Source organism: Streptomyces sp. CY-1, from assembly GCF_047218265.1.
Classification (GTDB): domain Bacteria; phylum Actinomycetota; class Actinomycetes; order Streptomycetales; family Streptomycetaceae; genus Streptomyces; species Streptomyces niphimycinicus.
Map to the genome: position 1 here is coordinate 4,448,128 of NZ_CP178393.1, position 18,765 is coordinate 4,466,892.

Genomic DNA, 18,765 nt, shown 5'->3' on the forward strand with positions numbered 1-18,765 from the left:
CGGCTGTGTCGATATGCGGCTGCGCCACGTGCGCGACCGGCCACGACGGCGCCGCGGACGGCCGACGGCGGGTCGGGGCACTTCCGGCCGCGCGCTCAGACGGCCGCGGGGGCCGTCTCGCCCATGAACGTGCGCCACAGCGCGGCGTACCGGCCGTCCCGCGCCACCAGCTCCTCATGAGTGCCGTCCTCGACGACCCGGCCGTGGTCCAGGACCACCACCCGGTCCGCACGAGCGGCGGTGGTCAGCCGGTGCGCGACGACCAGCGTGGTGCGCCGTCCCGTGAGGCGATCCGTGGCCTGGTTGACCAGGGCCTCGGTGGCCAGATCGAGCGCGGCCGTGGCCTCGTCGAGCAGCAGGATGTCCGGGTTCACCAGCTCGGCGCGCGCCAGTGCGATCAACTGCCGCTGTCCGGCGGAGAGATTGCGCCCGCGCTCGGCGACCTCGTGCAGATAGCCACCGTCGAGCGACGCCACCATGGCATGGGCGCCGACCGCCCGCGCGGCGGCCTCCACCTCCGCGTCACTCGCCCCGGGCCGTCCGTAGGCGATGGCGTCGCGCACCGTCCCGGCGAAGAGATACGGCTCCTGCGGGACCACCCCGAGATGGCCGCGGTACCCGGTGAGGTCGAGCTCGCGCAGATCCGCGCCGTCCACCCGCACGGCGCCCCCGGTCGGGTCGTAGAACCGGGCCACCAGCTTGACCAGGGTGGACTTACCGGCCCCGGTCTCCCCGACGAACGCCACGGTCTGCCCCGCGGGGATCGTGAGCGAGATGCCCGCCAGCGCCTCCTCGTCGTCCCCGTAGCGGAACCGCACATCGTCGAAGGCGATCTCGCCGCGCGTGGTGCGCACCTCGCGCGGATCGTCGGCGACCGGTGTGGTGGTGGGCTCGCGCAGCAGCTCCTGGATGCGGCCCAGGGACACCGATGCCTGCTGATAGCCGTCGAAGACCTGGGAGAGCTGCTGGACGGGGGCGAAGAACAGGTCGATGTAGAGGAGATAGGCCACCAAGGCGCCCGCCGTCAGAGTGTGGTCCCCGACCCGCCCGGCGCCCACGATGAGCACCAGCGCGGAGGCCACGGACGACAGCAACTGGACGAACGGGAAGTACACCGAGATCAGCCGCTGACCGCGCATCCGCGCCTGGCGGTAGGCGTCGCTGCGCGCCGCGAACCGCTCCCGGCCGGACCGCTCGCGCCGGAACGCCTGCACGATCCGCAGCCCCGCGACGCTCTCCTGGAGATCCGCGTTGACCACGCTCACCCGCTCGCGGGCCAGTTCGTACGCCTTGACGCTCAGGCGCCGGAAGACGATGGTGCCGATGATGAGCGGCGGGAGGGTCAGGAAGACCACCAGTGCGAGGCCCACGTCGATGATGAGCAGCGCGACCAGGATGCCGAAGAAGGTCAGCAGGCTGACGACGGCGGTGACCAGACCGGTCTGGAGGAACGTGGACAGCGCGTCGACGTCGGTGGTCATCCGCGTCATGATCTTGCCGCTCAGCTCGCGCTCGTAGTAGTCGAGGCCGAGCCGCTGCAACTGCGCGAAGATCTTGACGCGCAGTGCGTAGAGCACCCGTTCGCCGGTCCGACCGGTCATCCGTGTCTCGCCGATCTGGGCCGCCCACTGCACGAGGACGACCAGGAGCGCGAGTCCGGAGGCGGCCCACACGGCCCCGAGCGAGAGCTGCTGGACGCCCTGGTCGATCCCGTGCCGGATGAGCACGGGCAGCAGCAGCCCGGCGACCGCGTCCACGGCGACGAGCAGCAGTGCGACCGCCAGCGGCGCCCCGAAGCCGCGCAGCAGCCGCCGCAGCCCGTAGCTCTCCTCGGGGCGGGCGGCCTGCTTCTCGTCGATGTCGGGGGTGTCGGTGGCGGGCGGCAGGGCGGCGACCTTGGCGAGCAGCTCGGGGGTGGCGGGCATCCCGGACAGCGCCCCGGCGATCCCGGGCCCGGCCACGGCCGCCGTCCCGGCTCCGGCCGCCGTGTCGCCCTTGTCACCATCGGGCCGCACCCATAGCTCCGGGGTCACCCCGCCGGGGCGGGGGCAGCCGTCGGCATGCTCGGGGTCGTCCCCGCCACGCGGCCGGCCCTGCCCGTTACCGCCGTCCGACCGCACCCACGGCTCGGTCGCCACCCCGTCGCGGGCCGCCTCACCAGCGGCGTGCTCGGGATCGTCCCCACCGCGCGCCCGCAGACCGGTCGCCGGGCAGGGACATTCCTCGCGGCCATGCGCCGCGCCGTGGCCGTCACCGTCGCCGTCCACGGACGGCCCGCCGTCGATACCCGGCTCGGCCAGCCCCGTCGCGGCGGACTCCCCGCCGAACGCCCCGGCGAGGGCGACCGCGTGCGAGGAGGCGTCGGCGCCGCGCGGCTCGGCGTGGTCCGGGGCCGGGTCGTCGGCCCCGGACCACGGCCGGGGGCCGTTCGCCGTCGGCGGCGCGACCACGTGCCCCGGGCCCTCGCCACCCGGGGCGGCGACCGCCTCGGACCCGTCCGCCAGCAGCCGCCGGTAGACGGCGCTCCGCGCCCTCAGCTCCTCATCCGTGCCCACGTCCACGACCCGGCCCCGGTCCAGGACCGCGATGCGGTCGGCGAGGGCGAGCGTGGAGGGGCGGTGGGCGATCAGCAGGGTCGTACGGCCCGCCATGACGCCCCGGAGCGCCTCGTGGATCTCGTGCTCGACGCGCGCGTCCACCGCCGAGGTGGCGTCGTCGAGGACGAGCAGCCGGGGGTCGGTGAGGATCGCGCGGGCCAGGGCCAGCCGCTGGCGCTGGCCGCCGGAGAGGGTCAGCCCCTGCTCGCCGACCTCGGTGTCATAGCCGCCCGGCAGCGCGGAGATGAAGCCGTCGGCCTGCGCGGCGCGGGCGGCGGCCCGGATCCGCTCCTCGCTCGCGTCCGGCTGCCCGTAGGCCAGGTTGGCGCGCACGGTGTCGGAGAAGAGGAAGCTGTCCTCCGGCACCAGCCCGACCGCGCCGCGCAGCGAGTCGTACGTCAGCTCCCGCACATCGTGGCCGCCGATCCGCACCGCGCCCGACGACACGTCGTAGAAGCGCGGCAGCAGCATGGACAGCGTCGACTTGCCGCTTCCGGAGGCGCCCACGACGGCCAGGGTCTCGCCCGGTTCGATCCGCAGGGACACCTCGGAGAGCACCGGGCGCTCGGGGTCGTAGCCGAAGCTCACCCGGTCGAACTCCACCGTCGCGGGGGCGTCCTCGGGAAGCTCCCGGGCGTCTGGGCGCTCGTCGATGACCGGCTCGGTGTCGATCAGCTCGAAGACGCGCTCGACCCCGGCCCGCGCCTGCTGCCCGATGGTCAGGATCATCGTGAGCATCCGCACCGGGCCCACGAGCTGGGCGAGATACGTCGAGAAGGCCACGAAGGTGCCGAGGGTGATCTGGCCGCGGGTGGCCATCCAGCCGCCGAGCGCCAGCATGGCGACCTGGCCGAGGGCCGGGACGGCCTGGAGGGCGGGGGTGTAGCGGGAGTTCAGCCGTACGGTCCGCAGCCGGGCGGCGAACAGCCGGCGGCCGACCGCCCGCAGCTTGTCTGTCTCCTGCGCCTCCTGCCCGAACCCCTTGACCACCCGGACACCGGTCACGGCCCCGTCGACGACACCCGCGACGGCGGCCGCCTGCCCCTGGGCGTACCAGGTGGCGGGGAAGAGCCGGATGCGGCTGCGCGAGGCGAGGATCCACAGGGCGGGGGCGACGGCGAGGGCGACGACGGTGAGCAGCGGCGAGAGCGTCACCATCACGACGAGCGAGACCAGGAAGAGGAGGACGTTGCCGATCATCATCGGCACCATGAAGAGCAGGCCCTGGATCAACTGGAGGTCGCTGGTGGCCCGGCCGATGATCTGGCCGGTGGAGAGGTTGTCCTGCCGCCGGCCGTCGAAGCGGGCGATGGAGGCGTACATCTCGGTGCGCAGGGCGTGCTGGACGTCGAGGGCGAGCCGTCCGCCGTAGAAGCGGCGGATATAGGTGAGGACGTACACCACGAGGGCGGCGACGATCAGCAGGGTGGCCCAGGGGGCGAGCGACCGGTCGTGCTGGACGATCACATCGTCGATGATCAGCTTCGGCACCAGCGGGACGAGCGCCATGACGGCCATTCCGGCGAGCGAGGCACCGAGGGCGAGCAGCACGTCCTTGCGGTACAGCCAGCAGTAGCCGAACAGCCGCCTTACCCAGCCCTGCCCGGTATCCGGCCCGCCCGTATCCTTTTTGCCCGTTTCATCCGTTGCATCCGCCGCTACGTCCGCCACCCGCCGACCTCCCGATCCGCACACGCTTCCGGAAGGCACCAACACACTGATGTGCGGATTTCATCCTTCAGCAACAATCGGACCGGGTCACATCCGGCCGGGCCGCCGCCTCGGCCCGCTCCACCCCGCTCGGATACGCGTTCGCGGAATCGCCCAAAAGCGGACTGTTCAATACCGGACCGTTCATCAAACACTTAGCAGTGCCGTCTAAGGTCGCGTCCACCGAAAAGCTCACCACCGTACGGCGAAAGGGTGATGATCGTGACGGGACTCCAGATCGACGACATCCCGCCCGAGGAGCGATTCGCGGCCTGGCGCGCCCTGTGCGAGCTGACGGCGATACCGATGGAACTCCGCAGCGACCATGAGCACGACTTCCGGGCGAGCGTACGGGGCGGAGTGAGCCTCGGCGAGGTGATGCTGACCTCCACCTCCGTACCGTCACTGCGCAACGAGCGGACTGCGGCCCATATCCGGCGCTCCGACCCGGAGCTCTACCATCTGCGGCTCACCCTGCGCGGGGAGAGCGATGTGCGCCACGGGGACATCGAAGCCACGGTCGGCGCCCGGCAGCTCATGCTCACCTCGACCTCCACGCCGTATGTGGCGGTGTGCGAGCGCGGCAGGGTCGACGGGATGTCGATCACCCTCCGCCCCTCGCTGCTGCCGTTCCCGGCGGCCGAGCTCGACCGGCTGCTCGGGCGGCGGCTGTCCGGGCGGTCCGGGATCGGGGCCATGCTCGCCGACTTCCTCACCCGGCTGGCCGCCGAATCCGACCGCTACGGCCCGGCCGACGCACCGCGCCTCGGCACCGTCGCCGTCGATCTGCTCAACGCGCTGCTCGCGCATGAGCTGGACGCCGGTGCCGAGGCGCGCGCCGAGAACCGGCTCACCCCCGAGAGCCGTCGGCGCACCCTGCGGTTACGCATCGAGGAATTCGTCCGGCAGAACCTGCACAGCCCGGGGCTCACCCCGGCGTCGGTCGCCGCGGCCCATCACATCTCGCTCCGGTACCTCTACCGCCTCTTCGAGGAGCAGGGGCACACGGTCGCCGCGTGGATCCGCGCCCAGCGCCTGGAGCGCTGCCGCCGCGACCTCGCCGATCCCGTCCTGGGCGACACCCCCATCCATGTCATCGCCGCCCGCTGGGGATTCAGTCACGCCGCGGACTTCAGCCGTGCCTTCCGCGGCGCCTATGGCGTGCCCCCACGGGACTTCCGCCATACGGCGCTGTGGACGAACAGGTGAGCGGGGCTCCCCCCGTGGTAACCCTGCTCACCCGTCACTGATCAGCATGGGCCCGGCGGGGCCGGGATGTCATTGGCATCCTGTGCACAGTGCCTTGATCCTCTGTGCACAGGATGCCGCCGTCCCAACCGCCAGGGCGTCACTTGGCGCGGGTCACCCGCAACTCCTCGATGCCCGCGCGCTTCTTGTCGTCCGCCGAGCGCACGGTGACGCGTACGTAGCGGGCCGGGCCGGTAGTCCCCTCGCGCCAGTGGCGGCCGTCGAGCGAGGTCCGCACCTCATGGGAGGCGGGCCGGGTGCGGGTCCACTCCGGGCTGACCTTCGCCAGGCGCACGGTGCGGCCGAGGTCGGCCGTGAGCGTGCCCTCGGCCGCGTCGGGGACCCAGGCGGTGGCCGCGTTGCCGTCCACGGCGGCGCCCGCGTACATCCCGGGCTCCTCCGTGCTCGCCGTGACCCTTCCGCAGCGCGCGACGTTGTCGGTCGGTTCGAGGTCGGGGCGGCGGGTCTTGAGCACCGCGGGCGCGCCCCGGCTCACGAGCCGCGCTCCGCCCCGCGGGGTCCCGATCCGCATCGGCGCGCCTTCGGTCAGCCTTACGGTCGTCTCGTGCGGGCCGATGGCCACGTCATAGGTGCGGCCCCGCCAGTGCAGCCCCCGCAGGGTGACACCGTCGTGGAGCTGCGGCGGCAGTGTCGGGTCGAGCCGCACCCCGTCCTCGTCCATCCGCATCCCGGTCAGACCGTGGGTGAAGACCTGGAGAAAGCCGCCCTTACCGGTGAGGAAGTCCTGCGCCGGGGAGCCCGACAGGGGGTCCTGCGCCCCCGCCTTCTCGCCCCGCGCCTCCGAGAACGTGTCGAAGGGGCCGCGCACGAACGGCTTGATGGACCGCTGGAGGTAGGTGTACGTGGAGCAGCCGGGCTCGCCGATGGCGGCGGCGTCGATGGCGTGCACCGAGTCCGTCATGGCCGGGCCGTCCGGGTCGGTGCGGGCCGCGTAGTAGTCGAGGGTCCTGGCCGCCGACGTACCGGACATCGGCCACTCCAGGGGGTACATCAGCAGCACGGTGTCCGCCTGCTTGAGCATGAGACCTGGCAACAGGACTCACTCCCGCTCAGTCTTTAGGAACGGTGAACAGCGGCCAGCCGGTCTTGTCGCCCCCTCGGGAGTACCCGGTCCCCTGGGGCGGCACCCGATGCCCGAGATAGCCGTTGCCCACATACGCGTGGGAGCTGTCCTGGGGATCGATACGGAACCAGGCGCGCCGACCCGTCAGAACGCGGACGGGCGCACCAGCCCCGTCTCGTACGCGAAGACCGCCGCCTGGGTCCGGTCGCGCAGCCCCAGCTTGAACAGGATCCGGCTCACATGGGTCTTCACGGTCTGCTCGGCCACCACCAGCCGCGCGGCGATCTCCGCGTTCGACAGCCCCTGGGCGATCAGGGTGAGCACCTCGGTCTCGCGCTCCGTCAGATCGCCCACCCGGTCCCGGAGCGGACCGCGCGGGGCGGCGGCGCTCACCCGGGAGAACTCGCCGATCAGGCGCTTGGTGATGTTCGGCGCCAGCAGCGCGTCACCGGCCGCCACCACCCGTACCGCATGGGCCAGTTCATCCGCCGAGGCGTCCTTCAGCAGAAACCCGGACGCGCCCGCGCGCAGCGCCTCGTAGACATACTCGTCGAGGTCGAAGGTGGTGAGGATCAGGATCTTGACGGTGGCCCCGGCGGGTTCGGTGAGCCGGCGGGTGGCCTCGATACCGCCGACTCCCGGCATCCGTATGTCCATCAGGACCACGTCCGGGGCCAGTTCGGCGACCTGGTCGATGGCGTCGGCCCCGTCCACGGCCTGGCCGACGACCTCGATGTCCGGTTCGGCGTTCAGGAGCACCGTGAAGCCCTGGCGGACCATCATCTGGTCGTCGGCGATCAGGACGCGGATGGTCGTCGTCATGCGGGATCCTCGGCGGTTTCGGGCGCGGCGGCGGACGGGTCGGGGTGGTGCGTGGGCAGCACGGCGGTCACCTCGTAACCGCCGTCCGGCGTCGGGCCGGTGGTCAGCTCACCCCCTAGCATCGCAGCGCGCTCCCGCATCCCGAGCAGTCCGTGCCCGGCGCCCGGCGACGGCGGAGCCGGCCGGTCCGGGGCCGTATTGACGATCCGGACGGTGAGCCCGCGCCGCTGGTACCCCAGCTCCACCCGCGCCTGGGCGCCCGGCGCGTGCCGCATCACATTGCTCAGCGCCTCCTGCACGATGCGGAACGCCGACAGCTCAACACCCGGCGGCAGCGGCCGCCGCTCCCCGGTGACATCCGTAAGGATCGTGATTCCGGTCCCGCGCACCGAGCCCACCAGCTCGTCCAGCCGGTCCAGGGTGGGCTGCGGGGCGTGCCGGGCGCCGTCGGCCAGGGCGTCCTCGGAGCGCAGCACGCCCAGCACGCGACGCAGTTCGGCCAGCGCCTCGACCGCGTTCTGGCGGATGCCCGCGAGGTTCTCCTTCAGGTCGTCGGAGGGGTTCTCGGCCAGATGCGGGGCGACCTGCGCCTGGATGGAGATCACCGACATGTGATGGGCGACCACGTCGTGCAGCTCGCGGGCGATGCGGTTGCGCTCTTCCAGCAGGGTGCGCCGGGCCCGTTCCTCCGCGGTGAGCTCCTCCTGCTCGACCAGCCGGGTCCGCGCCACCCGTCGGCCGCGCAGGGCTGCGCCCACCACGACGGCGGTGGTGAAGGACACGAACGCCTCGTAAAGGCCGTCCGTATGGGGCCGGGTGGCGAAGGCCGAGGTGGCCACCCCCACCAACAGGGTCAATATCAGCGCCTCGGCGGCGATCCGGGGGCGGACCCGCAGCGCGAGGAGGAGCAGCACGGCGGTGTGCAGCGCGATCTGACCGTAGTTCCAGGGATAGAGCACATAGTCGGGGACGCGATTCTCCGCGACCAGCGCCGTCACCAACAGCATGGCGGTCGAGAGCCACCACGCCGGTATCGGGCGGGTCAGCGCCACCTGGACGGCCAGCCCTTCGAGCACCACGAAACCGATCATGGGCACCGGGTCCTGGGCCGTCCCCGGACTGGCGGGCTCCTGGAACTGCGCCATGCTGAGCCAGGCCATGAGCACCGCGAACAACACCACATGGCCATGGGGCAGCCGGCCCAGCCAGCGCATCCGCGGCAGCGGGTCGCGCGCCATCGTCCACAGGTCCGCACGGAGGATGCCCGGTGCCGCGCGCAGTCCCTCGCCCATGGTGCGCGGCAGGGCGCGCGCACCCTCCGCCAGCCGGTCCGCCATCCGCCCGCCCGTCATGGCCTTGACTTTAGACACTGGGCTTCTCCACATGCCGGGCCGCCCGGACCGAACGTCCCTCGCGAACGACGCGGCTCCCGCCGCGTACGGCCCCGCCGCCACGGCGGACGACCCCGCCACCACCCTTGCGCGGTCGCCCCGCCTCGTAGCCGTGGAACGCCGCCCAGCAGATCAGCAGCGCCCCCGCGAACACCGGCAGCCAGCACAGCCGCGCCAGCACCCAGCCGGGGCCGTCGGGCACGGTGTGCAGCCCGGGCAGCGGCCCGTACAGCCGCAGCGTGGTCACGCTGACCGCCATCATCGCGGTCTGGTGCCACAGGAACACGGTCATCGCGGAGAGGTTGACCAGCGCCACCACCGCCCACGCGGCGGGCCGCGCCAGCACCCGGCGCAGGGGGCCGCGCAGCAGCAGGGCCGCGCCGCACTGGGTGAGACCGAAGGTGACGGCGGCCAGGGTGGGCGGGTTGAGGTTGGAGATCGGGGCGCCGGGCACCCCGACCATCGCCGCCGGATAGCCGCCGAACAGGACGAGCCCGGCGGTGACCACCGCGCCCCCGATCAGCAGCACCCACCCGGCCGTACGGCCGCGCAGCAAGCCCCGGCCCCAGGTGGCGCCCAGGCAGTACGGGACCAGCCAGCCCGCCGCCAGATTGATCCAGCCGAGCCAGGCCGGGCCGCCGAAGCCGAACCGGATCAGGTCGACATGGAGCACGACGGCCAGCGGCCACAGCGGATGCAGCCGCGCCACCAGCGGGGTCGCGGCCGTGAGCACCGCGTAGACCAGCAGGAACCACAGCGGGGACAGGACGAGTTTGAGCAGCGTGTGGACGGTCGGCAGGCTCCCCCCGGAGCCGAGTATCGCCCCCGTCGCCACGGCCCATACGGCGAGCACGGCGGCGACGGGCCGGAACAGCCGGGCCAGCCGGGCGCGCAGCCACCGCCGGTAGCCGATCCCCCGGGCGCGGGCGTCGGCCTGGCTCTTGGCGCCCATCTGCCCGCCGACCAGGAAGAACACCGCGAGGGTCTGGAACGCCCAGGAGACGGGGGTGAGTCCGGGCTGGTACAGCAGCGGGCTGGCCGTGCGCAGGGTGCCGCTGTCGGCGACCAGTGCGGTCACCAGCCAGTGGCCGAGCACCACGCCGAGGATGGCGATGGCCCGCAGGGCGTCCACGGCGCGGTCGCGGTCGGGCGGGGTGGCGGCCTCGATCCGCCGGGCGAGGTCCCGCATGCGGAAGGTGTCACGCGTACGAACCGTGTCAGGCGTACGGAAGGTGTCACGCGTACGAAGGAGGTTACGCATCGCGGCCCTCCACGATCCGGCCCATGCTCACCAGGGCGGCGGATCCGGGCTTGAGGTAGTCACTGTGCCCGACGTCCCCGGCGTCGAACTTCCGTGCGCCGAACCGCCCGGAGACTGGATCGGTGCCGAAGCCGACGGTCGTGCCCAGCAGCCGGATCCGCACATGCGGCACCCCGCCGATCCAGTCGTTCGCGCCCCGCCCGGCCCAGACGGTGGCCCGGGTGTGCAACTGCCGGGCGTCGTCGAATCCCGTACCGGGGCTGCCGTACAGGACGATGTCCGCGGCGTTCAGCCCCCGCGCGGCCCGGGCGCAGACCACCGAACCGTAGGAGTGGCACAGGAGCGAGATCCGGGCCCGGGGCTTGGCCGCGTTCAACTCCCGTACGAATGCGGCCAGTCGGGGAGCGGCACCGGCGGCCCGGTGCGTGGTCAGCACCTCGGGTCCCACCGTGCCCGGCGTCTTGTACCCGAGCCAGCCGACGACGGCGGTACGGCTGCCGAGTTGATGGCTCAGCGCGAGGGCCCCGGCCCGGAACCGGTCGTATGTCTCCAGGTTGGTGTCCGACCCGGGCACCAGCACGGCGACGCGCGTGGCCCGGCCCAGGTCCCCGTACACCTCGACGGCGCGGCCGCCGTTCCGCCCGTCGAAGGAGAGGAAGTGCCGTGATGGCTTCCGCATCTTCCGCAGCGCGCGCTCCCGGGCGCGGTCGCCGTGCCGGGCCGCCATCGCCTCGGCCGCCGCGATCCCCTCCCGGTTGGCCGCGTACCGGTGGTCCAGCCCCTGGACGCTGACGGGCCCCAGGGCCACGGGTGCGGGCGCCGGCACCTCGCTCGGCCCTGCGGCCCCCACCAGGGGCACCACCACCGAGGTGGTGACGAGCGCCGCGAGCAGGGCGCGGCGAAGACGGGACACCATGGCTGTTCCTTCCGTACCGACAGCTTGTGTGAGTACGGAAGTTATGGAGTCGACCGTGTGGTTGGCGTCCCACCGGGGAGTGCATCCGCGGGGTAGTCCCCAGGTATGACGGGTAGGGGGTAGGGCCGCTGCGGTGGGGCGGAGCGGCCTCGCGGCGGGCCCGCGCGGCTACCTCTGGGGTACGTAGAACCGCGTGGTCGCCCGCATCGTGGCGGCCGCGACCTCCGCCGGCGCCCCCGAGGCTTCGTACGCCGCGCCCCAGGCCGCGCTGGAGCGGGTCATGAACTCCCGCGCCTCGTCCGAGGTCTGCCATGCCTCCGGGTCGGCGGGCGTCCGTCCCGCCAGATGCAGGACGAGGCCGAGCAGTGCGCCGTCCCAGCCGACGCCGACCGCGCCGGGGCCGAACTGGTCCCACATCTCGGGCGGTACGACGGCGACATGCTCCAGCTCGAAGACGGTCCGCTCCTCGCCCTCGGCACTCAGCCGCACCTCGACCTCGCTGAAGCCGGGGTTCTCGCCGAACAGCCAGCTCACCGTGAGCAGCCGCGGGGGCTCGCAGCGCAGGATCTCGCCGCCCGCGTTGCCCTCCAGTTGGTAGTGGCCGCCGAGCTTGAGGTCGCCGCTCACCGGCAGGAACCAGCGGCTGATCCGCCGCGGGTCGGTGCACGCGTCCCATACGTCCTCGATCGCGGCGTCGTAGGTGCGCCGCAGCAGGACGGTACGGGCCTCGCCGTCGGCCACCTCACGGGTGCCGACCTCGCGGTGGACGTCGTTGATCTGGTCGACGATCTCGCTCATGACCTATGTTTCCTCACCGGTTCGACTGTCGCCGCCGCGCCCCTGATCGAGCCGCCGCTGCCGCTTGCCCCGCGCCAGTTCGGTCCCCAGCGCGTCCAGCCGCTGTTCCCAGAAGCCCCGGAACTGATCCAGCCACCGGTCGACCTCCCGCAGGGGCGCGGCCTCGACGGCGTATAACCGCCGTGTGCCCTCGGCCCGTACGGAGGCGAAGCCGCCCTCCCGCAACACCCGCAGATGCTGTGACACGGCGGGCTGCGAGATGCCGAACTCGGACCGGATCACCGTGCTGACCTCGCCGGAGGATCGCTCCCCCGCGGCCAGCAGCTCCAATATCCGGCGCCGGACGGGGTCTCCGAGGACATCGAGTGCGTGCACGCCAGGACTATGCCAGTAGCCGCTTATATAAGTCAATGCTTAAATTCACTCATGGCCGCCATGGACGGCCGAAGATTCCGCCCACTGGCGGAAGCGCGGCAGGTCAGCGCGGACTCGACGGTCTTACCGCGCCCGCGCCCGCGCCGCGCCGGTGGGTGTCAGCCCTCCAGCGGCTTGCCCAGAAGATCGGAGGCGGTCTCGAGGGGGTCGGCCGCGGCGACCGCGGGCGCCGGGTGACAGGTGAAGCCGAGGCGCGTCATCGCCCGGATGATCTCGCCCGCGGTGAAGTCGCGGCGGTCCTGGCGGGTGATCACGGCGCCGACCTGCTTGACCGGGTAGGCACGGCGGCCGATCTGGACCGACGGGCCGGTGATCGGTTCCGGGCTGACGCCGCTCATGGCGTCCGTCACCTCCCGCGCGGTCAGGTCGAAGGCGAAATTGGCGATGATGCAGCGCATAGTGCCTCAACGGGGAGAGAAGGGAGCCGGGACTGTCAGCGTGTCACACCTCGAAGCGGGATGGCACAGCCCGGCGGCAAAAATCGCCCACGTGGTTCGCGCCGTTCCGAGGTGGCACGTGATAGGGTCCTTACTAGTTGCAGTTTTGGTACCCATGGACTTGTGTGCGCCTGACGATATGTAGCGTCCGGCGCATTTTTTGTTTCTGCCGGTCATTTCCGGATGGGGTCATTTCGGCGACTCGGGACGCGTTTCCTGCGCGTTCCGGACCGATCCCAGGTAAAAGGAGAATGACATGGCTACTGGCACCGTGAAGTGGTTCAACGCGGAAAAGGGCTTCGGCTTCATCGAGCAGGACGGCGGCGGCGCCGACGTCTTCGCCCACTACTCGAACATTGCCACCCAGGGCTTCCGTGAGCTCCAGGAAGGCCAGAAGGTGACCTTCGACGTCACCCAGGGCCAGAAGGGCCCGCAGGCCGAGAACATCGTTCCCGCCTGATAGCAGCGCCTGTCACGAGCCGGGGCCCGCACCTGAAGGGGTGCGGGCCCCGGCTCGTACGCATTTCCACAGACCACGCCCAGCCGAAAGGCACCGCGTTGACCCGAACCACCCGCTCGCACCGCCGCAAAAAACCCGTACCCTCCCGTTCCGCCGTCAGTGGGCGCCCCCGCTCATCCGGCGCGAACGAATTCGCCCTGGCGCCCGGCGCCACCCCGGTACTGCCCGCCGTCACCTCCTTCGCCGAGCTCGACATGCCGAAGGAACTGATCGCGGAGCTGACCCAGCAGGGCGTCACCGTGCCGTTCCCCATTCAGGCGGCCACCCTCCCGAACGCGCTGGCCGGCCGGGACGTCCTGGGCCGTGGCCGCACCGGCTCCGGCAAGACCCTCGCCTTCGGCCTCGCCCTGCTGGCCCGCACCGCCGGACAGCGCGCGGAGCCCCGCCGCCCCCTCGCGCTGGTGCTGGTCCCCACCCGGGAGCTGGCCCAGCAGGTCACCGAGGCGCTCACCCCCTACGCCCGGCGGCTGGGGCTGCGTGCGGCCACGGTGGTCGGCGGCATGTCGATCAACCGCCAGGCCGATGCCCTGCGCCATGGCGCGGAGGTGGTCATCGCGACCCCCGGGCGCCTCTACGACCTGATCGAACGCGGCGACTGCCGACTGGACCAGGTGCGCACCACCGTCCTCGACGAGGCCGACCAGATGGCCGACATGGGCTTCCTGCCCCAGGTGACCCGGCTGCTGCGGCAGGTCCCGGCCGACGGCCAGCGCCTGCTGTTCTCCGCGACCCTCGACCACGACATCAGCAAGCTGACGCGCCAGTTCCTCGACGACCCGGCCGTGCACTCGGTCGACCCGTCCGCCGGTGCCGTCACCACGATGGAGCACCACGTCCTGCACATCGCGGACACCGACAAGCGCTCCGTCGTCACCCGGGTGGCCGCCCGGGACGGCCGCGTGATCCTCTTCCTGGACACCAAGCGGGCCGTGGACCGGCTCACCCGGCACCTGCTGACCAGCGGCGTTCGGGCGGCCGCGCTGCACGGCGGCAAGTCCCAGCCGCAGCGCACCCGGACCCTGGACCAGTTCAGGTCCGGCCATGTCACCGCGCTGGTGGCCACGAACGTCGCGGCCCGGGGCATCCATGTGGACGATCTCGATCTCGTGGTCAATGTCGATCCGCCCGCGGACCACAAGGACTATCTGCACCGTGGCGGCCGTACGGCCCGTGCGGGCGGCTCCGGCAGCGTCATCACGCTGGTCACCCCGGACCAGCGCCGGGAGATGGGCCGTCTCATGGCCGACGCGGGCATCACCCCGCAGACCGCCCAGGTCCACTCCGCCGACCCCGAGCTCGCCCGGATCACCGGCGCCCAGGATCCCTCCGGCGTGCCCGTGATCATCAGCGCGCCCCAGCCCCAACCGCAGCGTGCGCGCCGCCCCGGCGCCCCCCGTCGCTCCGCCCGGAGTCGTCGCCCCGGCCGCTAGGGTCTGTCGTTTGGATCAGGCCCGATACGGGGCCCGGGCGGCGGCCGTCCGGGCCGGCATCCGGAATTTCGCCATGGTCGCGTCACGTCCGACCGGCGGCGGATGTCCCCATTCCCCCGTCGGAGAGGCGACAATGGGCCACATGCCGATACCCAGCTCCGTGCCCAGCCGTGCCGAACTGATCGACCACCTCATCCATACGCGCATCGCGGGCGATGTCGCCACGCCTCGTGAGAACAACCTCTCCCACTACCGCAAGCTCGCGAACGGCGACCGCCACTACTGGCTCGGCCTGGAGCTGGGCGACCGCTGGACCGATGAGCAGGATGTGCTGGCGGTCATGGCGGAGCGGTGCGGTGTGGTGGACGACCCGGAGTACCGCTCGGGGCAGGACACCATCGACCCGGAGCTGACGGTCGGCGCCCTGGACCGGATGGCCTCGGTGCTGCGGAAGGCCGCGGAGGCGAACGAGCGGGTGCTGTTCGCCACCGGGCATCCGGGCGGGCTGCTGGAGGTCCACCGGGCCACGGCGGCGGCGCTGCGGGCGGCCGGCTGCGAGATCGTGGAGATCCCGGGCGGGCTTCAGGCGGACGAGGGGTATGTCTTCCAGTTCTGCGATGTGGCGATGCTGGAGCGGGGCGCCACGCTGTGGCACACCCACTCCCCCGCGCCCATGGCGGCGATCCTCGACGGGCTGGCCCACGAGGGGCGGCCGCTGCCCGATCTGGTGGTCGCCGACCACGGCTGGGCGGGCTGCGCGGGACAGCGGGGCATCGACGCGGTCGGCTACGCGGACTGCAACGACCCGGCGCTCTTCCTCGGCGAGTCCGAGGGCACGCTGTCGGTGGTGGTCCCGCTGGACGACCACGTCACCAACCCGCGGTTCTACGACGCGATGACGGCGTATCTGCTGGACGCGGCAGGGCTGTCGGCCCAGTTCTGACGGCGCCGGGCCGCCGCGGCAGGCGCCCGGCGGACCCTGGGTGCCCCCGCGGGCGCCCTGCTGTCATTCCTGTGCCGTCCTTACGGACGTTACGGACGTCTGATGGGCCCGGACCGATGGGCCCGGACCGTCCCCGCGGGCGTCCGGCGGGCCCGGGCGGCCCCGCCGCCCGCCGCGCTCACTTCTTCCCGCGCGGCACCCGCATGACCCCCTCCTGGATCACCGAGACGGCAAGCCGCCCGTCGGCGGTGAAGATGCGGCCCTTGGCCAGGCCGCGTCCGCCGGACGCGGAGGGGCTCTCCTGGTCGTACAGCAGCCAGTCGTCCACCCGGAACGGCCGGTGGAACCACATGGCGTGATCCAGGCTGGCCCCGACGATGTCGCCGACCGCCCAGCCGCCGCGCCCATGGGCGAGCAGGATGGAGTCCAGCAGCGTCATATCGGAGACATAGGTCGCCAGGCAGACGTGGAGCAGCGGGTGGTCGGCGACGCCGTCCAGTTTGCCGTTGGTCCGGAACCAAACCTGCGACTTGGGCTCGCGCGGCCGTCCGACGCTGCCGAAGGGCGGCTCGTCCACGTACCGCAGATCGATCGAGGCCCGCGCCTGGAGCATCCGCTCGGCCACCCCGGGGCCGAAGAGGTGCTCATAGCGGGGCAGCAGCTCCTCGGCGGTGGGCAGGGTCAGCGGGTCCGGTACGTCCGGCATCGGCTCCTGGTGCTCGAGGCCGTCCTCGTAGAGCTGGAAGGAGGCCGAGAGATGGAAGATCGGCTGCCCGTGCTGGACGGCGACCACCCGGCGGGTGGTGAAGGAGTGGCCGTCCCGGATCCGGTCGACGGTGTAGACGATGGGCGCCCCGGGGTCGCCGGGCCGCAGGAAGTACGCGTGCAGCGAATGCGCCGAGCGGTCCTCGGGGACGGTGCGCCCCGCGGCGACCAGGGCCTGGGCGGCGACCTGACCGCCGAAGACCCGCGGTACGAGGGGGGCGGCGTCGCTGGTGCCACGGAAGATGTCCTCCTCGATCTGCTCCAGATCGAGCAGATCGAGAAGGCTCTGAAGTGCGTCATTCATGGTTCAAGCAGTCTTGCAGACCTGGATTGCGGTCCTGTTGCCGCCGCTCATGACGGTCGTCACAGCCCCATCGACTTGGCGACGATGGACCGCATGACCTCGCTGGTGCCGCCGTAGATCCGGTTGACGCGGGTGTCCGCGTACAGCCGGGCTATGGGGTACTCCATCATGTAGCCGTAACCGCCGTGGAGCTGGAGGCACTTGTCGATGACGACGGCGGCCCGCTCGGTGGTGAAGAGCTTGGCGGAGGCGGCGTCGGCGGCGGTCAGCTCATCGGCGTCATGCGCGTCCAGGGCCCGGTCCACGACCGCCTGCATCGCGTCCACCTCGGACTGGCAGTCGGCCAGCACGAACTTGGTGTTCTGGAACGACGCCACCGCCTGGCCGAAGACGGTGCGGTCCCGGACGTACTCGGTGGCGAACCGGACGGCCGCCGCGGCCTGTGCGTACGCCCCGACCGCGATGCCCAGGCGCTCCTGCGGCAGATTGTGGGTGAGGTAGCCGAACGCCTTGCCCTCCTCGCCCAGCAGGTCCGCCACCGGCACCTTGACGTCGGTGAAGGAGAGCTCGGCGGTGTCGGAGGTCTTCAGGCCGAGCTTCTCCAGCTTGCGGCCGACCGCGTAGCCCTCGCTCTTGGTGTCGACCACGAGGATGGATATCCCGCCGCGGCGGTCCTCGGGGGTGGCCGGGGCGGTGCGGGCGCAGACCAGCACCCGGTCGGCCAGGACGCCGCCGGTGATGAAGGTCTTGGCGCCGTTGAGGACGTAGTGGGTGCCGTCCTCGGAGAGCTTGGCGGTGGTCTTCATGCCCGCCAGGTCGGAGCCGGTGCCGGGCTCGGTCATGGCGATGGCGGTCATCAGGTCGCCGGTGACGAAGGAGGGCAGCCAGCGCCGCTTCTGCTCCTCGTCGGCGTACTTGAGGAGGTACGGCAGGCACAGCGCGGTGTGGACGCTGCTGCCGCCGAAGCTGACCCCGGCGCGGGCGGTCTCCTCGGTGATGACGGCGTTGAACTTGAAGCTGGTCTCCCCCGCCCCGCCGTACTCCTCGGGCACCTCGATGCCGAAGACACCCAGCTCGCCGAGCTTCTTGTAGAAGTCGCGCGGGGCCTGGCCGGCCTCCCGCCACTGGTCGTAGTACGGCACGACCTCGGCCGCGATGAAGTCGCGGATGGTCTCCCGGAACGCCTCGTGGTCCTCGTTGAACACCGTGCGGCGCATTGGCGCGGCCCTCCTTACGGCTGAGCCGTCGCCGCTGCGCGGACCGGCCGACCGCCGTCGTGGTTCCTCAACTGATAGCTTGGCGACACTCACCTAAGCGCTTGCTCAGCGAAAGCTACCCGCGAGTTACCGGGCCTGTCCAGCCTCCTTATTGTGCCCACCCTTCTTCTTCATGAGGCCCGGTTCGCTCCATGCGGCTCAGCTCGCCTCATGCGGCTCGGTTCGCCTCATGAAGCCCGGCCATCCGCGCCGTGGGCGCCACCGAAGGCGCCGAGGGCCAGGCGGTGCAGCAGGGCGGCGGTGGCAGCGCGGCCAGGGAGGGCGCCGGGGCGGCCGAGGTGGGGCGTGGAGTTGAGCAGCCCGAAGACGGCATGGACACACGCGCGGGCCTCGGCCTCGGCGAGCCGGGGGTAGACCTCGCGCACCACCTCGACCCACAGCTCCACGTACTGACGCTGGAGCGAGCGCACCAGCTTGCGGTCGGTGTCCCGGAGCCGGTCCAGCTCGCGGTCGTGGAGGATGATCAGCGGGCGGTCGTCGAGGGCGAAGTCGATATGGCCCTCGATCAGCGAGTCCAGTACCTCGGCGGGGGCGAGCCCGGCCCCCTCCCCCTCGGCGGCGCGCCGCTTGCCGCCGGTCAGCAGCCGGCCGCTGATGCCGACGAGCAGCTCGGCGAGCATCGCCTCCTTGCCGGGGAAGTGGCGGTAGAGACCGGGTCCGCTGATGCCGACCGCGGCGCCTATCTCATCGACGCCGACGCCATGGAAGCCGCGCTCGGCGAAGAGGCGGGCGGCCTCCTTGAGGATCTGCTCGCGACGGGTCGGGGCGGCTGCTTGCGTGCTCATGAAATCGATTCTAGACAGCCGGGTTAGTGGTCGTTAACCTGG

At 71.9% G+C, this 18,765-nt stretch carries 15 protein-coding genes and 1 pseudogene; 4 read left to right on the forward strand and 12 right to left on the reverse strand.

All coding sequences use genetic code 11. The features are described 5' to 3' along the window. Nucleotides 1-95: 95 nt before the first annotated feature. Nucleotides 96-4,181 (reverse strand): ABC transporter transmembrane domain-containing protein, encoded by a 4,086-nt coding sequence (locus ACK1X7_RS18740; RefSeq protein WP_413116889.1) that lies wholly within the window; start codon nt 4,179-4,181, stop codon nt 96-98. A 342-nt stretch (nt 4,182-4,523) separates the two neighbouring features. Here ACK1X7_RS18740 and ACK1X7_RS18745 point away from each other — a divergent pair, with 342 nt between their 5' ends. Further along, on the forward strand, nt 4,524-5,516 hold the full coding sequence (locus ACK1X7_RS18745; RefSeq protein WP_413115379.1) for a helix-turn-helix domain-containing protein: 993 nt from the start codon (nt 4,524-4,526) through the stop codon (nt 5,514-5,516). A gap of 139 nt (nt 5,517-5,655) precedes the next feature. Here ACK1X7_RS18745 and ACK1X7_RS18750 read toward each other — a convergent pair. From ACK1X7_RS18750 to ACK1X7_RS18785, 8 genes and pseudogenes are all read right to left on the reverse strand, one after another. After that, a pseudogene (locus tag ACK1X7_RS18750) lies at nt 5,656-6,603 on the reverse strand (glycosyl hydrolase family 65 protein); the annotation flags it as partial. Between the two features lie 180 nt (nt 6,604-6,783). Further along, nucleotides 6,784-7,461 carry a response regulator gene (locus ACK1X7_RS18755; protein WP_385149658.1) on the reverse strand — a complete coding sequence of 226 codons (678 nt, stop codon included), beginning with the start codon at nt 7,459-7,461 and terminating at the stop codon, nt 6,784-6,786. After that, entirely contained in the window at nt 7,458-8,831 is a 1,374-nt protein-coding gene (locus ACK1X7_RS18760) for a sensor histidine kinase (RefSeq protein WP_385149655.1), read from the reverse strand. The genes ACK1X7_RS18755 and ACK1X7_RS18760 overlap by 4 nt, the downstream gene beginning before the upstream one ends. Next, complete coding sequence (locus tag ACK1X7_RS18765; RefSeq protein ID WP_390793697.1) at nt 8,824-10,041, reverse strand: acyltransferase family protein; 1,218 nt, start codon at nt 10,039-10,041, stop codon at nt 8,824-8,826. Before ACK1X7_RS18765 ends, ACK1X7_RS18760 begins: the two co-directional genes overlap by 8 nt. Nucleotides 10,042-10,105: 64 nt before the next feature. Continuing rightward, entirely contained in the window at nt 10,106-11,029 is a 924-nt protein-coding gene (locus ACK1X7_RS18770; protein ID WP_413115380.1) for an alpha/beta hydrolase, read from the reverse strand. 168 nt (nt 11,030-11,197) lie between these two features. Beyond that, the gene (locus ACK1X7_RS18775) at nt 11,198-11,827 is read right to left on the reverse strand and encodes an SRPBCC family protein (protein WP_390793651.1); all 630 of its coding nucleotides are present in this window, start codon (nt 11,825-11,827) and stop codon (nt 11,198-11,200) included. 3 nt (nt 11,828-11,830) lie between these two features. Then, on the reverse strand, nt 11,831-12,202 hold the full coding sequence (locus ACK1X7_RS18780; protein ID WP_216344815.1) for an ArsR/SmtB family transcription factor: 372 nt from the start codon (nt 12,200-12,202) through the stop codon (nt 11,831-11,833). 158 nt (nt 12,203-12,360) lie between these two features. Next, the gene (locus tag ACK1X7_RS18785; protein WP_385149645.1) at nt 12,361-12,660 is read right to left on the reverse strand and encodes an SCO5918 family protein; all 300 of its coding nucleotides are present in this window, start codon (nt 12,658-12,660) and stop codon (nt 12,361-12,363) included. Nucleotides 12,661-12,955: 295 nt separating this feature from the next. Here ACK1X7_RS18785 and ACK1X7_RS18790 point away from each other — a divergent pair, with 295 nt between their 5' ends. From ACK1X7_RS18790 to ACK1X7_RS18800, 3 genes are all read left to right on the forward strand, one after another. Continuing rightward, nucleotides 12,956-13,159: a cold-shock protein gene (locus ACK1X7_RS18790; protein ID WP_010986199.1), complete on the forward strand. Its 204-nt coding sequence runs from the start codon at nt 12,956-12,958 to the stop codon at nt 13,157-13,159. Between the two features lie 98 nt (nt 13,160-13,257). Further along, nucleotides 13,258-14,649, forward strand: a complete 1,392-nt coding sequence (locus tag ACK1X7_RS18795; RefSeq protein ID WP_390793650.1) for a DEAD/DEAH box helicase — start codon at nt 13,258-13,260, stop codon at nt 14,647-14,649. Nucleotides 14,650-14,782: 133 nt separating this feature from the next. After that, entirely contained in the window at nt 14,783-15,592 is an 810-nt protein-coding gene (locus tag ACK1X7_RS18800; protein WP_413115381.1) for a phosphatase, read from the forward strand. 178 nt (nt 15,593-15,770) lie between these two features. Here the strand turns inward: ACK1X7_RS18800 and ACK1X7_RS18805 are convergent, their stop codons facing one another. The 3 genes from ACK1X7_RS18805 to ACK1X7_RS18815 all read right to left on the reverse strand — a co-directional run bounded on the left by ACK1X7_RS18805 (nt 15,771) and on the right by ACK1X7_RS18815 (nt 18,723). Next, nucleotides 15,771-16,661, reverse strand: a complete 891-nt coding sequence (locus ACK1X7_RS18805; RefSeq protein WP_385150273.1) for an acyl-CoA thioesterase — start codon at nt 16,659-16,661, stop codon at nt 15,771-15,773. 59 nt (nt 16,662-16,720) lie between these two features. Continuing rightward, complete coding sequence (locus ACK1X7_RS18810) at nt 16,721-17,878, reverse strand: acyl-CoA dehydrogenase family protein (RefSeq protein ID WP_361508986.1); 1,158 nt, start codon at nt 17,876-17,878, stop codon at nt 16,721-16,723. A gap of 227 nt (nt 17,879-18,105) precedes the next feature. Then, nucleotides 18,106-18,723, reverse strand: coding sequence for a TetR/AcrR family transcriptional regulator (locus ACK1X7_RS18815; RefSeq protein WP_385150267.1), 618 nt, complete (start codon nt 18,721-18,723; stop codon nt 18,106-18,108). Between the last annotated feature and the right edge of the window lie 42 nt (nt 18,724-18,765).